Genomic DNA, 21,713 nt, shown 5'->3' on the forward strand with positions numbered 1-21,713 from the left:
TTGCATCCCCCTCGCTGTATGCCTTATTGGTTCGGATCTAGTGCGTCACGAAGACCATCTCCGAAGAAATTAACCCCAAGAACGAACAGAGAGATCGCAAGACCTGGGGGAAGCCATAGCCAAGGGTTATTCTGTATCACATCAACAGACTTTGCTGCATTAATGATGTTGCCCCAAGTTGGAATACCAGAAGGTACACCCAAACCAAGGAAGCTAAGTCCTGATTCTGCTAGAATAAATCCAGCTGTAGCTAACGTGACCGATACAATAACAGGGCTCATTGTATTAGGTAGAATATGACGGAACATAATCGACATCTCTCCGATTCCAAATGCCCTGCAGGCTTCAACGTAGCTTTCTTCTCTAAGGGAAAAGAAACGCCCTCGCACTAACCGGTATGTTCCGGTCCATCCTGTAATTGCAAAAATAAAAATTAAATTAAACAAACCTTGTCCTAAAAAGACAACCAAGATCAAAATTAAAACAATTTGGGGGAATGTCATGAAAATCTCTGACACTCGCAGCATAATCTTATCGAACCACCCACCGAAGTAACCGCTAAAGCAGCCAAGGATACAGCCGATTACTGCTCCGCCCAAGGCACCGCTGAGTCCGATCAAAATCGAAATTCTAGCGCCGTACAGTAAACGAGCAAAAACATCTCGGCCAATTTTGTCTGTTCCCATCCAATGCTCCCACGAAGGAGCCTTGGCGCGATTCGCAAGATCGATATCGTTCGGATTATAGCTCGTTAACAATGGTGCCAGGATGGCAGCCAATGACATCATCACAACAATAGAGAAACCAACCATGGCCAGTTTGTTCCGGCGCAGTTTGTTCCAGCTTCGAAGTGCAAGACTAGATTTTTGCTTTCTCAATTGCACAACCTGTTCCATTGCTTTCCTCCTTTTCATCAGTCTCCAAAGCGAACGCGTGGATCAATTATGGCCGTAATTAAATCAACCAAAAAGCTGGCTAACAAAACCATGCATGCAACCAACATTGTGCTGATCATTACGACAGGATAATCCTTTGCTGATACTGCATTCAGGATCATACCTCCCATGCCAGGCCAGCCGAATACACTTTCAATGATTACGGTGCCACCAATAAGCATTGGCAATCGGAAGACAAGCAGCAGAACAACAGGCATCAACGCATTACGAAAGGCGTGCTTGATAATGACTTTGTACTCTGGTATTCCTTTGCTTCTTGCTGTTTTCACATAATCTTTATTCAGTACATCCAGCATTGTGCCTCTCGTATACCGCATAAGCGCCGCTGTTAAGGAAATGCCAAGTACCAATGCCGGCATGATCATGTATTTGATCCGGTCGATGAACGTGACATCTCCGTATCCAATTCGACCACTAACTGGAAGCCAGCCAAGCTTTATAGCAAAGATTTGGATCGCCAGGATACCAATGAAAAATTCTGGAATCGATATGCCCAGGATTCCGAAGGTCGTGTTCCCATAATCCAACATGGAGTTTTGACGAATGGACGACAATAGGCCAAGCACAATTCCTAACACCGAAGAAATAATCAATGCCGCAACGGCTAACTCGAACGTTGCAGGCAGACGGTTCCCGATCATCTTTGCAATATTCGTTCCATCCACTAAGCTATATCCCAGTTCACCCTTCATTAAATCGGTGAACCAATTGTAAAATTGCACATAAACCGGAGCATCCAGTCCCATTGCTTTCTTGTAGCCTTCGATGTCAAATTCAGCTGAGCTAAGCAGTTCAGGCGGGATCATATAAGAAAGCGGATCTCCTGGTGTAAGCTGCAGGCCGGCAAAAATAATAACAGTTACAAGCAGGAGCATTGGGATAATGGATAAAAACCGGAACGTAAAGTACTTCATCATCAGTCAATCATCTCCTCGGCCATAATTCAAATTCCGGCGCGAATATCCCGCTTATCCATTGCGAGCATTCTCTCATCGATATAAATACGGCAAGGCGTGGGCATACCCGCGCCTTGCCGTATCGGGCTTAATCACTTCATTTTCCAATCCCCTAATTTTCGATCATAGTTCGTCCATTCGTTACCGTAGACACCGGCTGTCTCCAGACGGTTTTTGTTCACGACCGTATATTGCTTCATGGCGAACAACGGCAGCTGCCACAAGTATTCCGCTTCCATTTCTTGCAGTTTATTTAGCGCTTCCTGACGCTTGGCAGGGTCGGACTCACGACGCAAAGCATCCACTGCCGAATCCCATGCCTCCTTGTTGTTGCCCATTACGCCTGCAGCCGCAGCATTGTCCGAGTGGAAAATCCCATAAACTTCTTCCATCGCCATTGCGGACAGACCAGCATAGATAAAGTCATAATCACGTTTGGCGTAAATAAGCTCTACCAAGTTGCCTTGCAGCAGGGTCGTCTCTATCTTCAAGCCGATTTGCTCCCAGTAGTATTTTATTGTATCAATCAAATCGATCGTTGCTTGGTCCGTATAAAAGTAAGCTAAACTAAGGGGGACCTTCACATCGTAACCGGAATCCTTGAGAAGCTGTTTCGCTTTTTCCGGATCATAGTCATAAGGCTGCGTGTTCTTATTGAATTCCGGCAATGCATTCGGAACTTTGGTTTGAATGGCTGTTGCCTGCCCGGGATATAATTGATCCGCCATGGACTTGCGATCAATGGCGTACAGCAAGGCTTGTCTCAAACGAAGATCGGCGATCTTCTCATTCTTCTTGCCGCTTTCGGCAGGGCCTTGCAGATTCGCCATCAAATAACGAATGTACAAAACATCCACTTCATGAATATCGTAATTGCCTGTTTTCTTGATTTCGTTCATTTGAGCCAAGTCCATAACGGAATAGTAGTCAAGCTCTTGTGCTTGCGCTTTCGTCACGATCTGATCCTCGGTTAACGTTTGAAGCATGATTTTCTCGATTTGCGGCTTGTCGCCATAGAAATCGGGATTAATTTCCATAATCGCATAATTGTTTGGAACGACTTCTGTCAGCTTGTAAGGCCCATTACCAATCGGCTTCTCCCAGAATGCTGCCAGATGCAAGGTCAGCGGATCTTCTTTCTCAAGCAAATGCTTCGGGTATGGCGGCCATTGAGCCATCGTCAACAGGAATGCCCCTACGGGCTCTGTCAGCTTAATGGTAACAACGTTACCTTCCGCCGAAAGACCTGGCACTTCATTCGATGTGCCTTCTTTGAATTCCTTTGCTCCGACAATTTTACCAAATGCACCGGCAAATACGGAGTTGATCGAAACCGATTTTATCGCTGTCTGAATGCTCCAGCGAACATCTTCAGCAGTGAAGGGCTCTCCGTCGTGCCATTTGACACCGTCATGAATTGTGAAGGTATACGTCATTTGATCATCGGATATGGTGTAATCCGCTGCCAAATCCTTGTGAACCGGCTGCATATTTGTATCAAGCATCAATAATCTGCGGAAAAGACTCGTACGTACAAATCCGCCATAGTCACCCCAAGCAGATTGGAACTTCTCTTGTGGGCCGCCTCCAATTCGCAAAATGCCATCGGATGCTTTCCCTCCATCAGGACTATCACTTGGCTTCACAGAAGCATCAGGAGATGGACTCTGATTAGTGTTAGGCTTAGAAGAACAAGATATAAGTAATGTAGCTACCATAACAACGGATAACATGGTCATCATCCAACGTTTCATGGAAGTGCCTCCCTTTTTTGTAATCGTTATCATTTATGTTGTGGACGAACTGCCTCGAACTGTTTGTTCTTGTCTGCAATCCATTGATTTCCACCGATCTTAAGCCAATTCTCCACAACTTGGTCCCATGCATCAATTGGAAGCTCACCCACTAAAATACGTACCTTTTGTTCCCAAAAATATCGTTTCATCTCTGGCAGCCGATCCAAAGCCTTCCACTGTAATACGTCATAGTGGACCTCTGCATCAACTGGCTCGAAGGAGGGCCAAGACTCGATAATGTTCACGATATTAGTGTACGTTCGGTGTACCCAAGAACTAAATGGCCATCGCTTCTCTTTCTTATAGTGAATATCAAACAAGGAATAGTCACCATAATAGAGTACGTTCTTCAGCTCGTCCTTCTCTTTTCCTAGAAATTGATAGCTGCCATCCGGCAGCTTCTCGAAGGTTTCTCCCTCAATTCCGAAGCTCATTAACTCATGCCCTTGCAGAGTCGCATGATAATCCAATAGCTTAATCGCGGCAATGGCATCCTTCGTATGTGAAGAAATCGGCGTCACCGTGGCTAGCGGCCTGCCTTTGGGAGCACGGTTGATTCCTTCTCCTTTCAGCATGATGGGCAGATAATTCGCACTGGGTCTAGTCAAGTGTAATAATTCTCCTGCGCCAAAGATCATATCGGAGAACCACCCTGCAGTTGCACCCACTTGATTTTTCCCCAGCCTTTCTTTCTTCTGGTCTAGTTTAGAAATGAGCTCGTAGGGATATATATACCCCTTGTCGTACCAGCGCTGTAATGTTAAGAGCAGCTGTTTATAGCTTGGATGCAGCTCAGGAGGAAGCAATGTCCCATCCTCGTCTACCCACCATTCCATTGCTTGCGGCATGAAATAAGGAGCGAAGACCGCTTCCAAATCCGTAATCTCGGATTTGCCGGCCATTAAAGCCACTGTATCCCGAACACCATTGCCATCCGGATCTTTGTTGATGAAGGCATCCAACACGGCTTCGAATTCATCGATTGTTTCAGGCACGTCCATTCCGAGGTTGTCCAGCCAGTCCTTGCGAATTTGTAGAATACGCGGAGATGATACCGGAGCATCTCCCGGAATACCGATAATCTGTCCATTCACTGTCACTTCTTCCCACAGACGCGGATCCAGATTTTTTTTCAGATTCGGCCCATTTTCCTCAATCAAGTCATTCAAACCGAGAATACCTCCGCTGCGATACCACTCTACTGCCTCATCAATCGTCATTTGATAAAGAATATCCAATTGCTCACCCTTGGACATAATTTGCTTTGCCCGATTCGCTGCTTGTGCACGCGGTGCATAAACCATCTGAAGATCTATACCCGTTTCCTTCATAATGCGCTTATGGACTTGATCGGTATATTCTTTGTTGGCAATAAATTCATGCGCCACTGCCATTGCTACAACGGTAGATTCGCCATATTGCGATGGACTCATAATTGGGCCAGTTGCTGCAGGCAACCCTCCCTTTACTCCTTTACCAATTTGACAACCGGATAAAGTGATAAGCAATAACAACAAAAGGATGATGCTAAAAGCTTTGCTTTTCATATTCGTTTCACCGTCCTTTGCAATAACCTAAAACCTCTGCAGAATGAAACGGATAACGGTGCGACATAACTTTTACAATGCCTTATACGCCTCAATCTTTCAACAACACAATGTTAAAATCATCAACACTATATTAAAAAACGTTGATATGACGCGGGTTTCTGGTTACATTGCAGGTTATCGTCAGCTCGTTGTCCGTTCCCGACTCATGGATAATTCACGATATTCACTCGGAACCAAGCCTGTATACTGCTTAAAAACTTTGGAAAAATAACTGTAACTATTAAATCCGACCTTCGCATATACCTCTGATATTTTCATTGGACCCCTTTCCAAAATAAGTTTGGCTTGATCGATCCGGTATTGATTTAAGTAATCAATAAAGGTGATGTTGTACTGTTGCTTAACAAGCTGACAAATGTACTGCTTCGAGATGCCAACATCACATGATATATCGTCCAATGAGAAGTTCACCGGATAATTCACTTCTACATAATGCTCAATTCGTTTCATATATTGATCTTTCTCGGAAGCTGCAGATTTAGAATCTTGAGCAAACAGCTTGAACTGATCCATAAAGAAGCTTTTTAAAGTGACATTATTCATGATGCTATTATTTGCAATTAGCTCATTCACTTCATGAAGGAAGCTGACCTCTTCTTGATCATGCATCCTGCGCAGCATGGATAGCACCATATAGAAGTTCGTATTGTATTCCATGATTCCCGTATCATCCCGGAATAAGCGATTCAACATCGCTGCATAGGCATCCATCTGTTGCTGACGGATGGCATGCTCCAGAACATCCATCGATAGCTCTTCCATAACCGGCTTATGATAATCCATCGGCAATTTATTAAAACAATAAAAATGCTCCTCAGTGTCGTACATCCGCCCAACCTGATAAGCATATTTGGCTTCTGTGTATGACTCATGCAGCTGTGAAAGGTCTTGATAAACATTCCCTACGCTAATGGAAGTTCGTTGCAGCATTTCATCATCCATCAGTAGTAGTACGCGTACCAATAGCCCATTCAAGTCCTCATCCGGCAGTTGGATAACCGCGAAGCACTCCTGTTCATCACTGAAAATCTCACAATGCTCCGAAATAGCAAAACGCTTTTCTAAATCTTCACGAAGCATTTCATGCGACCATTCCGCTTTTACATTCAATTTAAAGATGAAAACAACAAAAGAGCCTTCCAATTGAAAAGCTTTTCCGATACCTGCATAATCTGCTGTTTGATTCCGACTTTTAATTATGTAGTAGAGCTGTGTCCGGTTCAGCAAGTTCTGGCTATTCGCAAGCCGCTGGTTCAATTCCGTGTACGTATCGACCATATGATCGAATGTAGAGTGAAGAAATTCAAATTCATCCTCCCTTACCGCCTGTCTGACATCCACCAACTCTTGCTGCCAGCCTTGTCTGAATCTCTTCGTCAAATATAGGATCGGTTTGTATAACTGTCTCGAGCCTATAAATACAAGTCCTGCCAGAGCAACGACAATGACGACCGTTAAGAAATACATCCGTTTCTTGAATGTATCGACACCTTGGTATAACGCTCGCGTATCGACTTCACCAACTAAAGTCCATTGCAATCCTGGCAGCCGATATCTTGTCGTAGAAACATAACGCTCTGACTTCATTTTCACATATTGAATAGACTGGTCTGATGCATAACTGTCACTTGCTTCAGGCGGTAGTGGGAAAATCACTTCGTCCTGTTGGTTCACAATATAATAATTGTAGATCGTGGAATCAACATTCAAGCGACTGAAAAAATCACGGTATAACTTTTCAATATCGATGTTGTAGATCAAGTACTGATGCCTTTGCTTAATTGCATGAATATTCAGTACTAACGATACGGTGTATGTATTTTCTTTTTTGTTCATACGGGTATTCGTCATCTGTAAATCCTTGTTGATCGCCATGTTCTGAATATGCTGCTTAATCCATCGGTATCCCGACCGGTCGAGCTGAAACACAATGCCATAATCCGAAGCCAGCATGGACCCATCTAACGCATTGTATAGATAAACCGATTGCAAATATTCATTACTTGCGACGAGCTTGGAAAGCTTATCCATTGTATTCAAACGATCCACAATAGAAGGATCGCTTGGGTCGCCCACAATATCGACATTCAGCCCCGATATAGCCATTTCCTTGATCTGATTAATGGTACGATTCATAAGAAATCCCGTTCGATTCAATTCATTCTCATTCTTCTCATTGATCAGTGAAGTCGATTGTGTCGCAAAGGATTTCGTCGCATAGATATTCCATAGCATTAATGGAGGGATTGAAATCAACAAAATAATAAGAAACAATTGATAAAAATAGCGGCTTTTCACGAGAATAACCCCCTCTCTGACCTTGATTTGTAAGTGCTCTCAGTATAGCATTATCGCTGTTTTCGGACAATGTTATAAGCAGCATACAAGGTATAAGAAAGACGCCTTGTGGCGTCCTTTGAGGTGCGTGTTCATGGCTTGGGTGCGTTGCGGAGGGAATGGCTGTGGGCTCCAGCCGCTGTTAAAGATTTGTTCCCTGAAGTGGAAAGGATGAGGAGGTAGGAACAAATCTTTAAAGGCGGACGCTATCGCTCTTCCTCCCACAGCCATTCCCTCTGCTCAGCTACAATCGTACGAATCACACGAACACCAAGCTCAAACGGACAGCCAGCAAGGGTTTTTCTCTGGATTGTTGGAGATTTCCCCTTGGGCCAAGCCGCTGGGGATGAAGAACGCGTGCAGCTGAGAAGGACCTGCTACTTTAACGATGAAAAAGAGGCTGTCGATTAACTGGGTACAACGTAAGCTCCCACTGAAATCGATCCAAACTCGCCTATCAGCAGCCTTGGAGGCTCCCCCTGCCTTGGAGGCCAAAGCCTTGGACTCTACACATAGTAAATGCTGCAAAAGTGCAGGATTTTTCACCTGAAATCGGATATTGGCCAAGAATTGATGCAAAAGCGAAAGTGCAGGAAAATAGTCACTTGGAGCGCTCAAACGGACAAGAGACGCCTAAAATCCTGTACTTTTGCAGCAATTTCCTTGTACGGGTGCATTCAGGTCCAAAAATGATGTACTTTTGCATCTTTTTGTCCCCTATGGTTGGTTCTTATTGGCATGTATGCTATAGGTAGGGAAAGAGAGTAGTGGAAATAAACATTTATGTTAATCAACAGGGCTTGGCACATCTATTTTTTGGCCACAGTTAATCGACAGCCACAAAAACATCGTTAAGTAGAGCACACGCTCATTTCGGCGAAACGAAAGAGTCTGCCTTTTGGCAGACTCCCGTGTAAGTGCATGATGAAATAGAGCAGAAGTGGAGGAAAATTGGAGTTGGAGTGAGTACACAGAGCAGCTCTGGCCGAAGCCCGATGATGAAATAGAGCTGAGACAGGTCATTGAAAGTTGAGCGAAATCGTTGTGGACATGAGATCCGCTATTTCGCCGAAATGTGGCCTTTTCTAAAACATACGGACATGAGGCCCTGAATACGGCTAAAACAGGAGAAAACAACCTAATTAGGGGCTTCTGTGTCCGTAAGCATTTCAAATTATATCATTTTGCCCCTAATAGCGTCTGTGATGTCCGTAAGCATCTCGCTGAGCTTTCCAGCTAAATGTTTTTGCTAACATGTTACCCCTACTTTTTCGATAAACGAGTTAATTATCACTACTATTACTATCATTGATGACAGCAGCCAGGCTTTGTTGGCGTTTCTCCTCCCGGTGCCGTTCAGTAATGCGCAGCATCGCATCACCGACTGTTTTCCAGGTCATATCGGGATTCTCCGCCCTGTAGTCGTTCGATTCACTGCCCCGGTATCCCCATACGAGTATTGTCCGCGCTCCAGCATCATACGCCGCATCTGTCGCCGACACAATTTCCTCCTCCCTGCCGCTTGGAGTTGCATATCCTTGAATCCAAATATTATGTCTTTTGTTGTATTGTTCGCAGATCCGCAGATTCTTCGCAGTTGCTTTATAAACAAACTCATACGGACTAACTTTCTCTTCACCAAGCCAGTAAGGGTCCGAGCCAATGTTATCAACTGTATCCAGGCTGGCAATTTCATCGATCGTGGCCAGATTGATACCAAATGTAGCACCTAGCATCACGCAGACGATATTTTCCATGTGCTTATCTTTGCTGTATTTCGTAACTTCCCGGAAGTAATCGACAACGGACCATACACGGAAAGACTCAACCTCCTTTGTAAACTGTGTGGGCATTGGTTTGCCATATTGCTCCAAGAACAACAGCTTGCAGCGTTCACAGAAGCAGGTCCAATCCTTCGGTTTGCCATTGTCCAGCGATTTCGCCGCCAGATGCGGCTCATCCCAAAAAATACTTTTGCCGCCAATCTCTTTCACGGCATCGATCCATTCCCGGGTAAATTTACGGAAATCCGGGCTGTTCAAGCAGGAGCGGACGGGATCAACCGTTCCATCGGAATATACCTGATGGCTGCCTGGCGAATAGGCCAGAAAGTGGGATTTATCACCCGGAGGCCCACCCAGCCCCCAATTATCAATCCATACATCTAGTCCATGCCCCTCGGTAATCTGAACGATTTCCTTCATGATCTTCAGATGACGATCCCAGTCATTGTGCGAGAACATGTGGACGACCAGGTTGAAATGGTGCTTTACAATACCCCTCATATCTGTCTCCACATGCCGCAATATACGGTTCCCGTGGTAGGCCACGCCTTTTACCAATTTACTTTCGTTTTGTTTAATCACTTTTTCCCTCTCTTCCGGGCAGCGTTCCCCTGTATAATTTTATTAAGTGAAGAGCTTGCTAGATATAATGTACCCATTCAGCCTTATGAAGGGAATGTCACATATATTTATGCGCTTGGACTATATATTCAGGTCAGCGTATAATGAAGACAGCAGATTTTTGTTTTTCTTTTTATTGTGCAGGTAACGCAAGTAGCCCAAGAAACCCAATCTTGCACAGACACACGGAGGTGCTTTATCATGGCCAAGTTTACGGATTTTATGATTAGCCCCCTTCCCATTCGGGTCATAGATTTGAAGATTGAGCGCTCCAAATTAAAGCTTAAAGGCTTTACCGTCCTGCAGTTCGGCCACTTACCCGGGAGAATATCCAAACGGAAAGGAGCCTCTTACGAGTGTTGGGCCTTCAGCTACATCGTCCGTGGAAAGGGTAGTTTCCAGGTAGATGGCCAGCAGCTTCAGAGATTGGAAGCCGGAAGTTTGTATTGGGAATGGCCGGGGGCCTCCTTCGACTATGGTCCTGATCCCAATGAGAGCTGGGATGAATATTATGTCAGCTTTGAAGGGACCCGCGTGAATGAATGGCTGGAAGCTGGCATCATATCGCCAGACTCCGTTATGCAGATTGGCTTGGACAACAGGTGGATTCACAAAATTGAAACTATCGGCGCTTTGCTGGAGAGCGGTATTCCGGACAATGCCGACCGTGCGGCCTTGATGGTGGAGTCGCTTATCTTTGAATTCTATGCTGTGAATGCCAGCCGCTCAAGCTTTTATCCTAGTCAAAAGCCGGAATATGTCCTCCATGTTCTCGATGATATCGCCAATTCCCTTTATCAGCCGTGGAATGAACAGCAGGTTTGGGAAAGAAACCACCTCTCCCGGTCCTCCCTGCGCCGGATCGTCCATCAAAATACCGGCTACTCCTTAAACGAATACGTAAACAGGCTTAAAATCTCCGAGGCGAAGAAGCTTCTCACCTATACGTCCCTGCAAATTAAAGACATTGCATATAAGCTCGGGTTCGATGACGCCGCTTATTTCTCCCGCCTCTTCAAAAAATTCACAGGCATTTCGCCCAATAAGTTTCGGGAGAAATTATGAAGCATTTTGAGCTTGTGAGGGAGCTTGGCATAATCTTGGCATAACAAACGAAAGAGCCTGCCTATTGGCAGACTCTCAAACTTTCCAAAAGATTATTTGTTATGCTCACGTTATGCTCGCATTAAGCCGCTTTTCATACTAGCGCTCTAGTGCATCATACCTGCAAGGTTTACTGCCTCAGTTATCTAAATGGTTTCAGAACCTTGTTGACAAGCTTGAATAAATCTACGGAACAGCTTCAATGAAAATTCATCATCTTTTTGTGCCAGATTTTCAGGATGCCACTGGACAGCCAGAACAAAACGGTGAAGCTTGCTTTCGTAGCCCTCAATGATGCCGTCACTGGCCAAGGCACTGACTTCAAACCCATCAGCTATTCTTTTTACCGCTTGATGGTGAAAGCTGTTTACTTTGAATCGAGTGGATTGAACAGCCTCATACAGTAAGGAATTTGCTTTCACTTCCACAAAGTGGGACGGATGAGAGCGCGGTGCTTTCTGGGTGTGCTGCAGAAGCGGTTTATCAATCTGTGCATAAATGTCCTGAAACAATTCGCCACCAGCAGTGATGTTAATCATCTGGCATCCCCGGCAAATGCCCAGAATGGGCTTGTTCTTTTCCAAAAATTTGGCTATTAGGGTCGTTTCAAAGTAATCCCTTTCCGGACAAACCTCACCTAGGTTAGGATGGGGCTCCTCGCCGTAAAGAGCCGGGTCAGCATCATTGCCACCGGTTACCAATAAACCGTCGATCGACGCTGCCAGTTGTTCTATCGATGATTCATCCGCCAGATTAGGCAATACGATAGGCACGCCGCCCCCTTTGACAATAGCCTGGATATTGCTTAAGCCTGTCGTGAGCAGCCGCTCTTCACTGATGTTAGAGGTAATACCGATAATAGGCCTCAAACCATACACTCCTTCTGGCATTTCCATGGATATCAATCAGGCTCCAAGCCCACCCTTACCTGTTAAGGTATAATTATTATGAACCACCTCAAACGATTGCGGAATTCATATTTTCGTTCTTTCATATGAGGAATGTATAGGGATAGCAGTTGCCTCGTTTATTCAGAAAAATGGGAAGCTCGTCTTCCATTACGCCCCTCACCTGCCGGATTTTCCAGCGCAGATGTGCCTCGTCACCAATGTATTCATAATATGTCACCCAACCAAGCCGCGAGTCCGCCCGCACCAGCGGTATAGCCGCTTCGGTGTTGGCAATCTCATCTGCTGCTATTTCCTGCAGCGCCTTTATAGCCGCTGCATATTCCTCTTGTGTTTCCGCAGCCATCAAGCGTGTCTTCTGGAGCCACCACAGCTTCACATGGATTGTAGTCCGCGTGCAGCATGCTATGTAGCGACCCAGATTCATCAGTGAGACCGCATTATCATGAGCAAAGCTGTCATCCGCCAGGAACGGAAGAGACTTTTCCAGAATGTCCGCCCCCTTGGCAAATGAAGCTTCCATAGACTCCAGAAGCCGAACATGCGCTTTCAGCCTAATTGGGAACGGCTGAGCGGCGACGAGCCACGGCATATCCGGCATATACGCAGCCTGGCCAAAACCGGCAAGAGCATCGGGCGATGTCGGTACTGTAACTTTACGGAATAGAACAAGCGGGTATGTCGGACCGATCCGGAACGGTCCGTACTGGTCAGCGTCAGTACAGACATAGTTGGCTATGCCTTCGTTGTACGATGCGAGGGCTTCCAGCGCAGCTTCCGCACCGGCTGTACCAAACTCGCGAGCCGCGATCATCCGCAGAGATTCCTCCATGCCCGGTGCGCCTTTTGTAAAGGCAGCCTTTGCAAGGTCAGCGATGAAGGAAGGATAGAAACCATAGTCGTGGTTTTCCATCAAGCCGCACAACCCGTACCGTTCCCGCGCCTCAAGGATACCTTTGTAACGCTTCATCCATTGGCCCGGCACCGGCTCATAAGGAATGACGCCTATGTCCCACGTCAAGCCGGCCGTATTGGTCATGGAGTACAACCGGATCCCGCGCCGAGCTGCTGCCTTCGCCTCACTCAGAAAGTAGCTTCCGGGTCCTTCACACATCAATGTATAGTCAGTGCAGAACTCCTCCATACCACCGCGCTGCACCTTCTCCGACATCTCGAAGGTCGCCAGCAGGGATATGTCGGTAGGTAGGCTGTCGATTAGCTCGATGCGTTCCTTCTCAGGCGCATAACCCCAGTTGTAGGTCCAAAAAACAATGTCCGCGTCAGGCCTGAATTTCTGCACACTGGCTTTAATAATGCCAACCAATTCGGGGTAGTCGCGGCACGGCCACCAGCCGGGTGCCGGCTTGCTATCCTGAAACCCGTCCGGGTTCGGTGCAAATAAAGGCCTGCCGGTCGTCCGTTCATCTTTTGAAGGGAACGAGTCCAACGTCTCTCCAACCAGCACAATCCCCTTGAAAGCAGGGCAAGCTTTAAAGATTGAGCCGTATGTTTGGTCGTAATATTCCTCAGCACCCGGATCGGACGGATGTATACTGCTGCCAAGGTGGCTGTACGCATAGACTGACAAGCCCCACTGTGCAGCACGTTGGCAGATATCATTAAAATCCAGGGGTCCGGCGTGCGTGATGTCTACATCCTTTACGGTCACCAGTATCGAATCAAAACCGGCGTGTGCAATGACACCCAGATAAGCGTCCGGGTATTGCTGCTGGCCATATCCGGAATGAACCATGCGCGGTGAAAAAAGCGGGGCACGGGATGTAGTTCCGCTCTCTAGGAAAGGGCTGCGGAACATGCTCATGCACTCTTCCAGATAGAATACCCCCTGAAGAACGCCTTCATCATCATAACCTGTAATCACGGCATTGCATGTACTGCAATCGATGCGGTAGCCACGCGGACAATTGCCGTTGAGCAGATCCACAGGCTGGTGCGTCCGGGTCGTCAGAATAATGCAGTTTTGCCGCTCCGGCTCCGAACCATTTGAACCCCCCGGGTTACCTGGAGGCCCCAGGTTGACTGAGCGCTCCAGCTGAACATCTATTCCCATAGAAACAGAAAGGTATTCTTGCAAGTCCTTGGCTGCACGCAAAATAACTGCAGACGGGTCGCTCGGCAATACAATCCTGGTGTTTTCACTCACTTCAAACCGCTCATCTTTATACACCCTGGCAGACTCGACGCGTAATCCTTCCCGGTGGATTTGGGTAAGGCGCTTCCTGAAATCATATGACTGTTCAACTTTATGAAACATATTTAACCTCCATTATTGACCGGCTATTAATCGGCCTAATCTCTACCCCTTTACACTGCCCAAAGCAATTCCACTTATAAAGAACCGTTGCAGGAATGGATACACAAGCAGAATCGGCAGTGCCCCCAGGAACAACTGCGCGGCACTCATGGTTTTGCTCGAAATCTCCTTCAGCAGCTTCTGATCGATCGACGACAAGGAAGACGGGTCCTTCTGGATGACAGCTTTCTGCAGGTAGCTCTGAAGCGGATATTTATCAAATGAATTCATATAAATAATTCCGTCAAACCAGGCATTCCAATGACTAACAATTGAAAAAAGCGTAAGTGTGGCGATTGCCGGAACAGACAGCGGAACAAAGATTTTCCATAAAATCGTATAATGGCTCGCTCCATCGATGAAAGCTGATTCCTCCAGCTCCTTCGGCAGGTTCCGATAAAAATTCAGCATAAGAATGACACTGAATACAGGAACTGCGCCCGGAATCACCAACGCCCATATCGAATCTATCAAGCCCGTGCTTTGAACAACCATATAGGTCGGAATTAAACCGCCACCAAACAGTATGGTAAGAAAAAAGAGCCAGACATAGACTGTCCGCATTTTAAAGGCACTTACCTCTTTAGACAATGGGTAGGCGGCCATGATGGTCAGCAGCATATTTAACGATGTGCCAAGCAGCACTCTTTTTACAGAAATAAATAGAGAATGAAGAAATTGCTTATTCTGCAATACATATTCGTAAGCACTAACATTGAATTTGACTGGCCAAAGCTTAACGAGTCCCGCATCTGCCACTGAGCTTGAACTCAGTGAAATCGCCAATATATGAATCAAAGGAAGCAAGCATAGGAGCGATATCGCCAATAAAAACGCATAATTCGCTATGATAAACAATTTTCTCGAAAAGTCAGTCTTAACTACCATTCGCTACCCTCCTACATAATCCTGCCACGATGCAAAATTTTAGAAAATACGGTAATTAGCCAACCGGTAAGCCAGCCAGTAGGACACGCTGATGAGAATAAGCGAGATCACTGACTTGAATAAACCAACTGTGGTGGCCAAGCTATACTGAGCTTCCAACAACCCCATCCGGTAAACCATCGTGTCGATAATATCCCCGGTTTCATACACCTGCGGACTGTATAGAACAAATACCTGATCGAAGCCGGCATTAAGCACATTGCCCAGACTAAGCGTCATCAGCAGAACAATCATCGGTCGGATACCCGGAAGGGTAATATGCCAGGTTTGTCGCCAGCGGCTAGCCCCGTCCATAACAGATGCCTCATATAGGGTTGGATTAATGCCGGTTAGCGCCGCCAAATAAATGATGGTGCTGAAGCCAAATTCCTTCCACTCGTTAGACAGCACAAGCACATAACGGAACCAACGGTCGTCCCCAAGAAAATAAATGGGATCAATCCCGATGGATGACAATATCACGTTGACAATTCCCTGTGAGGGGGACAGAACGTCAATCAATATGCCGCCCGTAATAATCCAGGACAGGAAATGGGGCAAATAAATCAGTGTCTGAACGCCCCGTTTAAACACTTTGATCCGAACCTCGTTCAGCAACAAAGCGGTTACAATCGGTACGATAAGACCCAGTACAATCTTCATAAGCGCGATCACCAGGGTATTACGGAACACCTTGGCCGTGTCAGGCAAGCTAAACACATAAGTAAAATTGTCCCAGCCTACCCAATCTGATTTCCAAAGCCCCAGCGTAGGCACATAATCCTGAAAAGCCATCAATATTCCGACCATAGGGCCATACTGATAAATAACCAGGATCACAAAGGCGGGCAAAATCAGAAGATGAAGCGGCAGCTCAGCCTTAAAATTTTTATACATATATAAAATCCTCCGCCCGAAGTGGAAAGGGGAGACAGTCTCCCCCTCCCCCTCTCTCACTTGTTCTTGTACCAGTCATTCACTTCCTTGGTCATCTGATCCCCACCCAGTTTATTCCAATCTTTAACAAAGGTATCAAAGCGGTCCAGCGAATCGCCTAAAATAATTTTCGTAAACACCTCGAGCTCCATTTTGGCCAAAGTCGCGTTCTTCTGTACCATGGCCGGTGTCGAAGAGCCCAAAAATTGGTTAGGCTTAAACTGATTGTTTTTCACATAACCCATTACAATGCTTCCTGAACCCCCGATGTCGCTCCGAGAGGCCCATCCCCACTGGCTGAAATCACCGTTCCTATATTTAAGAATTTTATCGTATTCATCCCGCTCTTCCGGGATTAGCTCAGCCAGTTGGGCTGCAGTTGCTTTGGTGTCGCTCTTGAGCAGCGGCTCCAAGTGGACAGAGATCTCCGCATTCTTGTAAGATTTAAACATTTTGATCGGCGCATTCATCCAGTGAGAAACGTCGTCGCCAAAGTTATACTTTTTGAATATATCGTCGGACATGTTGAGATAGAACAATTTGATCCATGCATCCGCCAGCTTCAACATCGCTTCCGGATGCTTGACTCCTTTTTTGACTACCCAAAATCCGTGAAACGTATTTCTATCATGCTGCAACAGTGTTGGACTAGCATCGATTGAAGGCGCGGGGTAAGGAATCCACCTGGTGTTCTCCTTCTCAGGATCCTGCGACAACGACAGGCCAATCCCGGCAGGAAGCGTGTTATAGTACATGCCTATCTTATTGTTGCTAATGCTTTCATTTACCTTGCCTGTATTTTTGACACCGAATTCTTTATCGATTTGTCCGGTTTTATACATATCCTGCAGCTTGCCAAGGACGGTTTTCATTTCCGGCTGAATGCTGCCGTACACGAGACCTCCGTTCTGATCCTGAACCCAAATGTCCCGGTAAGCGTGAAACCCGTTCATAAAACCGCTCACATACTCCAGATTCATATCCACACCAAGACCAAATGTATCATTCTTTCCGTTATCGTCAGGATCCTGTGTGGTAAACGCTTCAGAAATAGCAAGCAAATCATCCATCGTTTTAGGCTCAGGCAGGTTCAGCTTTTTCATCCAATCTTCCCGTACCCAAACCATAGGCGCATTTTCTTTAGAAACTCCCGTAAAGGGGAGCGCCATCAGCTTGCCGTTGAATGTCGCTGCATCCATAACCTCCTGGCCCGCCTGCTCGATGAAAAGCCTTACATTATCTGGAGCATGCTCTCTATACACATCGGTCAGATCCTCAATCATGCCTGCTTTATTGAGTTGGGCCAGTTGGGCATCTGTCACAAGAAAAAAATCGGGAAGGTCGCGTGAAGCGATCATTAGGTTCGTTTTCTGCTCGAGATCGTCCATCGGCACTTCCCATAATGTTTTCACTTGAATTCCCAGGTTCTCCTTCAAATATTGAGTCCAGGAATTGTTATTCATGTCTTCGCCTTCTCCATAGATGGGAAAGCCGTAAATGTATTTCCCCGTTGTGACCTCAATAGGCGGATCGTAAACCCCGTCTCCATCCCCTTTTCCTGAGTCTGGCGTATCCTTGGGCTGACTTGTTTCAGCCTCAGATGCCGATGGACTAGCCGTTTCACCAGCCGACTTCTCCTTACCTGTACCGCAGCCTGCAAGTACTACTGCCAATAATATGATGATGCTTAATACAAGACCACCCATTCGCTTCATTCTGTTCACACGCTCCCCAATGCTATTTTTTTGCTGCTGACTTCAGCCACCTAAGGGCTGTATGCTGCGGCATGCCTTTATCTTACCCGCCTCCCACCGCCTCCAAAAGCTGCAAATTCACAGAAAACACGCAGCTTTGAAGAATCGCTAAATGAGAATATCTTCGTAGTAATTGCATATCTGCCCTATACAGACAGTCCAATCTCTGCTGTGCTATAATAACCATACATTTTGCCTATTTGCCATAAAAGCACTCGGAGGAAGCTATTTTGAAACCGTTACCTTTTTCACTTCAACGAAACTCCCTGTTCAATAAATTACTTGCCGGCTTTTTAAGCATTATTGTGCTGCTGCTCTCCTTCAACTTCTTTTCGTACTCCTTCTTTAAGAGCAACATCCAGCAGGAGATTATCGATAATAATCAGCAAAACCTGTCCAATACCGTGGAACGGTATGAGAATCATATCCGCATTATTCAGGCCGCGGTGATCCGGCTGTACTTTGATGAACGGGTTATTCTACTTAACGAGCTGGGCAGTGGCCATTTATTTGATCCGGTGAAGCAGGTTATGGAAGAAATCAGGAAAATTACAGATAACGATCTATTGTATGTAGATAATATCATTTTTCAATTTAACAAAAATGCCTTTGTACTCGAAAAAAATGGTCCGAGCAGTACCGATCAATTTTTTTCCAATAATTATGTCAGCACGGATTATGATGTGGAGTTTTGGCGCGACCAGCTGTATGAAGCTTACCCGATGAGAATGTTCAAGCAGTCCGATTTCAAGGAAAAATCAGGGAACAGACGTTTCGGTTCCTTACTTCCTATTATTTTTAAAAATGATATTTATAATCAGTATTATATCGCTGTCCTGCTTAATCCTGTCAAGCTGCACCAAGCCTTCCGGAACTCCAATCAGAGCAAATTCTACATTATAGACAGCACCGGCCAGCAGTTGTTCGGATCAACGGCAGAGCCTTTGCCAGCCATTGCTGTTGCGCAAGCCGAAGACCGGGAAGTTTATGCCCAGCATGACGAGCTATATTACTTTTACAAAAAAGGGACGATGACCGGCCTTACCTATGTAACTGTCATTCCCAAAGGCAACATCGCTGCCCAGGTATCCCGCCTGAATATGATTCTGCTTACTTTATTGGTGGTGGCCGTCTCTTTAAGTATTCTCATCTCCATCATCCTGAGTGTCAAATTTAATCATCCCATTCAGCAAATGAAGCATGCTGTGCAGCGCTACAATCCCCATCTGCCGCTGCAGACCAAAATTGACGAGTACAACTTTATTTATAACCAGATCCACCATATTATGCAGACGAATCAGGAAATTCAAGTCGATCTGGATCAAAAGAAATCGCAGCTCAGGCATCTGGGCTATTTGAACAAGCTGAAAAACATTTACAGTAATCTTCATGACGGAGAAGAACCCAATAAACCTCACTACTTTATTCTTTTCCAGCTGACGATCACCCGGCAATTCCGCCAGCTTATACCCGCGGAGCAGGAGCGCGCCACTTATTTTCTCAGAGAATTTATCAGCATCGCGTTATCCGACAGCTATGCGGACACGATCACGTTCCAGGTGGAGCATGATCAAATATTATCGTTAATTTTTACCGAGAAGGAAGCCGGCGGGCTGATCGATACGCTGCACCGGCTGAAGCGTGTATTCGACCAGGATCGGGACTACTTTTCCTTGACGGTAGCCGTTCAGCCGACGCTGAGGCATCCAGCCGAATTTACCGCTTCCTATCAGCAGGCTCTGGAGATGGCGGGCAGTCGAAAGCTGAATAGTGAGACCCAAATTATTACAGAAATGAACCTAGAGCCTGCGGATTGCGGATTTTCAGCAGCGCAAGAGAAGGAGTTTCTGGCTAATTTACAGGCAGGCAACGGGCTCATTGTTATGGAGATGGTCGTGCGAATACTGGGCAAAATGGAGAAAAAAGAGGCCAGTGTCAGCCAGTTTACGGATTTCGCCAAAGATGTGGTCGCCAAGGTGCTGAAAACAATGATCTCGCTCAACTTGGATATCAGCCTGGTCTTCACCACGGATACCCCTTATCAGCGCATCAAGGAATGCACCTCTTTGCAGCATTATTCGGAATTGTTCGAATGGTTTCTGTCTGAGGCCGTGCAAATGATTGTGGAGAAACGCGAAGGGACCGAACCCGTCAAAAAATTCCTGACCGAGTTTATTCATGCCCACTATAATGAGGATATTTCTTTGGAAATGATGGCCGAGAAAGCCAACATGTCCGCCAATTACTTTTCTAAATATTTCAAAGACAAAACCGGCATGAACTTCTCCGATTATTTATCCGAGCTTCGTATTCAGAAAGCCAAAGAGATGCTTATTCATAGCGACCTGCGAATCCAGGAAATCTCCGAAAAAGTCGGCTATCTCAATACGAATTCCTTCATCCGCATGTTCAAGAAAATTACCGGGACCCCTCCTGGTGAATACAAAAGGATGCATACAATCAAGGAGAAGGATGCCTAGCTCGGTGTCTTTTGAGGAGCGTGTTCAAGACGTAGGTGCATGTGGAGGGAGCTTGCTATGGGTTCCACCGCTGTTAAAGATGTGTTCCCTTGAATGGATTTGACGGTAAGAACACATCTTTAAAGGCGGACGCTGCCGCTTTCCACCCCATAGCAAGCTCCCTCTTTCAGCTGCCAAGCATAGAACACACATAAAAAAGTCTCAAACGGACAGTGAGCCAGGCTTTCCTCCTCCTGGGTCTGGCTTACTTGGTCCACGCCATTACATATTCTTTGGCTTGCGTCTGTTCATCTAGAGCCTCTTCAACAATCTTAAAATCATTTTTTAAATAAAAGCGGACCGCTTGGGCATTTTGCTCGTATACCTTTAATTGAATATTATCCCGCTTTTGCTTGATGTAATCGAGCAGCGCTTTCCCATATCCCTTGCTTTGCTGACCGGGATCTACAAACAGTGCGGCCAAATAGTCGTCCACCATGGAAACGAAGCCTGTTATTTGCTGGTTTGCTTCGGACAGATACGTTTCTGAGTTTGGGATGTAATTGATTTTCATCTCATTTTTATTCGCTTCCCAATACTCACTGTCTATAAAATCATGGGCACGCTTCGAGCCTTCCAGCCAAATGTCTACTAACTGATCCATATCATTAGAATTGCAAGCCCTTATGTTCATGGAAAGTCCAACTTGTCATCAATGACCCTGAAAATATCAGCAACTTTTGAGCCATATTTCTCCTCAAGCTTCACCCAAGTCTCGTTTGGCAGCAGTAAGAAATCATGGGTATCCGACAAATATGAATATTCAAAAAGGCGCATCTCGTATTTATCCTTAATAATTTCCTTGAAAGCTCTGATTGTAATGTAGCGGTCCTTTGGAGAAAAACTCAGCTTAACCGGATAAACTGTATGATCATAAGTGACCGTCAATCCTTCATCCGTGCACTCCACTTCAACTTCCTCAGGTATGCGCTCGCCGAATTGGCTAACAATTTGATCATCGTACTCTCTCCAATCGACAACTACCCCGTATACATAATCAAATATTTGGCGAATCTGCTCTTCAAGCGAATCATCCGCCAGCTCGGCTAAATCATCTTCTTCCAAGCCATTCGATGCCAAGTGAGCATTATGCTCCAATATAAACGCATTCAACTGCAGCTGATCACCTTCAAACAAGAAGGCTAACTCTTTCTCAGTAGGAATATTCATCATTGCTTCTCCTCCAGTATT

General features: G+C 45.9%; 16 protein-coding genes. 2 read left to right on the forward strand and 14 right to left on the reverse strand.

Going from position 1 to position 21,713, the window contains the following annotated elements:
• Positions 1-23 precede the first annotated feature (23 nt).
• The 7 genes from opp4C to J2Z66_RS12875 form a co-directional block, all read right to left on the reverse strand.
• Positions 24-896: an oligopeptide ABC transporter permease gene (opp4C, locus tag J2Z66_RS12845; RefSeq protein ID WP_209971811.1), complete on the reverse strand. Its 873-nt coding sequence runs from the start codon at positions 894-896 to the stop codon at positions 24-26.
• Positions 897-913: 17 nt separating this feature from the next.
• Entirely contained in the window at positions 914-1,873 is a 960-nt protein-coding gene (locus J2Z66_RS12850; RefSeq protein WP_209971812.1) for an ABC transporter permease, read from the reverse strand.
• A 131-nt stretch (positions 1,874-2,004) separates the two neighbouring features.
• Positions 2,005-3,666, reverse strand: coding sequence for an ABC transporter substrate-binding protein (locus J2Z66_RS12855; protein WP_209971813.1), 1,662 nt, complete (start codon positions 3,664-3,666; stop codon positions 2,005-2,007).
• Positions 3,667-3,695: 29 nt separating this feature from the next.
• Positions 3,696-5,255, reverse strand: coding sequence for an extracellular solute-binding protein (locus J2Z66_RS12860; protein ID WP_209971814.1), 1,560 nt, complete (start codon positions 5,253-5,255; stop codon positions 3,696-3,698).
• A gap of 183 nt (positions 5,256-5,438) precedes the next feature.
• A complete protein-coding gene (locus J2Z66_RS43800) occupies positions 5,439-7,616 on the reverse strand; it encodes a helix-turn-helix domain-containing protein (protein ID WP_209971815.1) in 2,178 nt (725 codons plus the stop codon).
• 315 nt (positions 7,617-7,931) lie between these two features.
• The gene (locus tag J2Z66_RS12870) at positions 7,932-8,273 is read right to left on the reverse strand and encodes a hypothetical protein (protein WP_209971816.1); all 342 of its coding nucleotides are present in this window, start codon (positions 8,271-8,273) and stop codon (positions 7,932-7,934) included.
• 665 nt (positions 8,274-8,938) lie between these two features.
• Positions 8,939-10,021 (reverse strand): hypothetical protein, encoded by a 1,083-nt coding sequence (locus J2Z66_RS12875; RefSeq protein ID WP_209971817.1) that lies wholly within the window; start codon positions 10,019-10,021, stop codon positions 8,939-8,941.
• Between the two features lie 240 nt (positions 10,022-10,261).
• On the opposite strand from J2Z66_RS12875, the gene J2Z66_RS12880 reads away from it, so the two are divergent.
• Positions 10,262-11,125: an AraC family transcriptional regulator gene (locus J2Z66_RS12880; RefSeq protein WP_209971818.1), complete on the forward strand. Its 864-nt coding sequence runs from the start codon at positions 10,262-10,264 to the stop codon at positions 11,123-11,125.
• A 185-nt stretch (positions 11,126-11,310) separates the two neighbouring features.
• On the opposite strand, the gene J2Z66_RS12885 is transcribed toward J2Z66_RS12880, so the two are convergent.
• From J2Z66_RS12885 to J2Z66_RS12905, 5 genes are all read right to left on the reverse strand, one after another.
• Positions 11,311-12,060 carry a gamma-glutamyl-gamma-aminobutyrate hydrolase family protein gene (locus tag J2Z66_RS12885; RefSeq protein ID WP_245375500.1) on the reverse strand — a complete coding sequence of 250 codons (750 nt, stop codon included), beginning with the start codon at positions 12,058-12,060 and terminating at the stop codon, positions 11,311-11,313.
• A 94-nt stretch (positions 12,061-12,154) separates the two neighbouring features.
• Complete coding sequence (locus J2Z66_RS12890; RefSeq protein ID WP_209971819.1) at positions 12,155-14,347, reverse strand: hypothetical protein; 2,193 nt, start codon at positions 14,345-14,347, stop codon at positions 12,155-12,157.
• A 42-nt stretch (positions 14,348-14,389) separates the two neighbouring features.
• Entirely contained in the window at positions 14,390-15,274 is an 885-nt protein-coding gene (locus J2Z66_RS12895; protein ID WP_209971820.1) for a carbohydrate ABC transporter permease, read from the reverse strand.
• 39 nt (positions 15,275-15,313) lie between these two features.
• Positions 15,314-16,210: an ABC transporter permease gene (locus J2Z66_RS12900; RefSeq protein ID WP_209971821.1), complete on the reverse strand. Its 897-nt coding sequence runs from the start codon at positions 16,208-16,210 to the stop codon at positions 15,314-15,316.
• Between the two features lie 56 nt (positions 16,211-16,266).
• Positions 16,267-17,964, reverse strand: coding sequence for an extracellular solute-binding protein (locus tag J2Z66_RS12905; protein WP_209971822.1), 1,698 nt, complete (start codon positions 17,962-17,964; stop codon positions 16,267-16,269).
• Between the two features lie 269 nt (positions 17,965-18,233).
• Here J2Z66_RS12905 and J2Z66_RS12910 point away from each other — a divergent pair, with 269 nt between their 5' ends.
• Positions 18,234-20,483 (forward strand): helix-turn-helix transcriptional regulator, encoded by a 2,250-nt coding sequence (locus J2Z66_RS12910; RefSeq protein ID WP_209971823.1) that lies wholly within the window; start codon positions 18,234-18,236, stop codon positions 20,481-20,483.
• A gap of 244 nt (positions 20,484-20,727) precedes the next feature.
• Here J2Z66_RS12910 and J2Z66_RS12915 read toward each other — a convergent pair whose 3' ends face one another.
• Positions 20,728-21,156, reverse strand: a complete 429-nt coding sequence (locus tag J2Z66_RS12915) for an N-acetyltransferase (protein WP_209971824.1) — start codon at positions 21,154-21,156, stop codon at positions 20,728-20,730.
• Positions 21,153-21,695, reverse strand: a complete 543-nt coding sequence (locus J2Z66_RS12920; RefSeq protein ID WP_245375501.1) for a hypothetical protein — start codon at positions 21,693-21,695, stop codon at positions 21,153-21,155. The genes J2Z66_RS12915 and J2Z66_RS12920 overlap by 4 nt, the downstream gene beginning before the upstream one ends.
• Positions 21,696-21,713: the final 18 nt, after the last annotated feature.

It is taken from the genome of Paenibacillus eucommiae, from assembly GCF_017874215.1.
In the GTDB taxonomy this organism is placed as follows: domain Bacteria; phylum Bacillota; class Bacilli; order Paenibacillales; family NBRC-103111; genus Paenibacillus_AI; species Paenibacillus_AI eucommiae.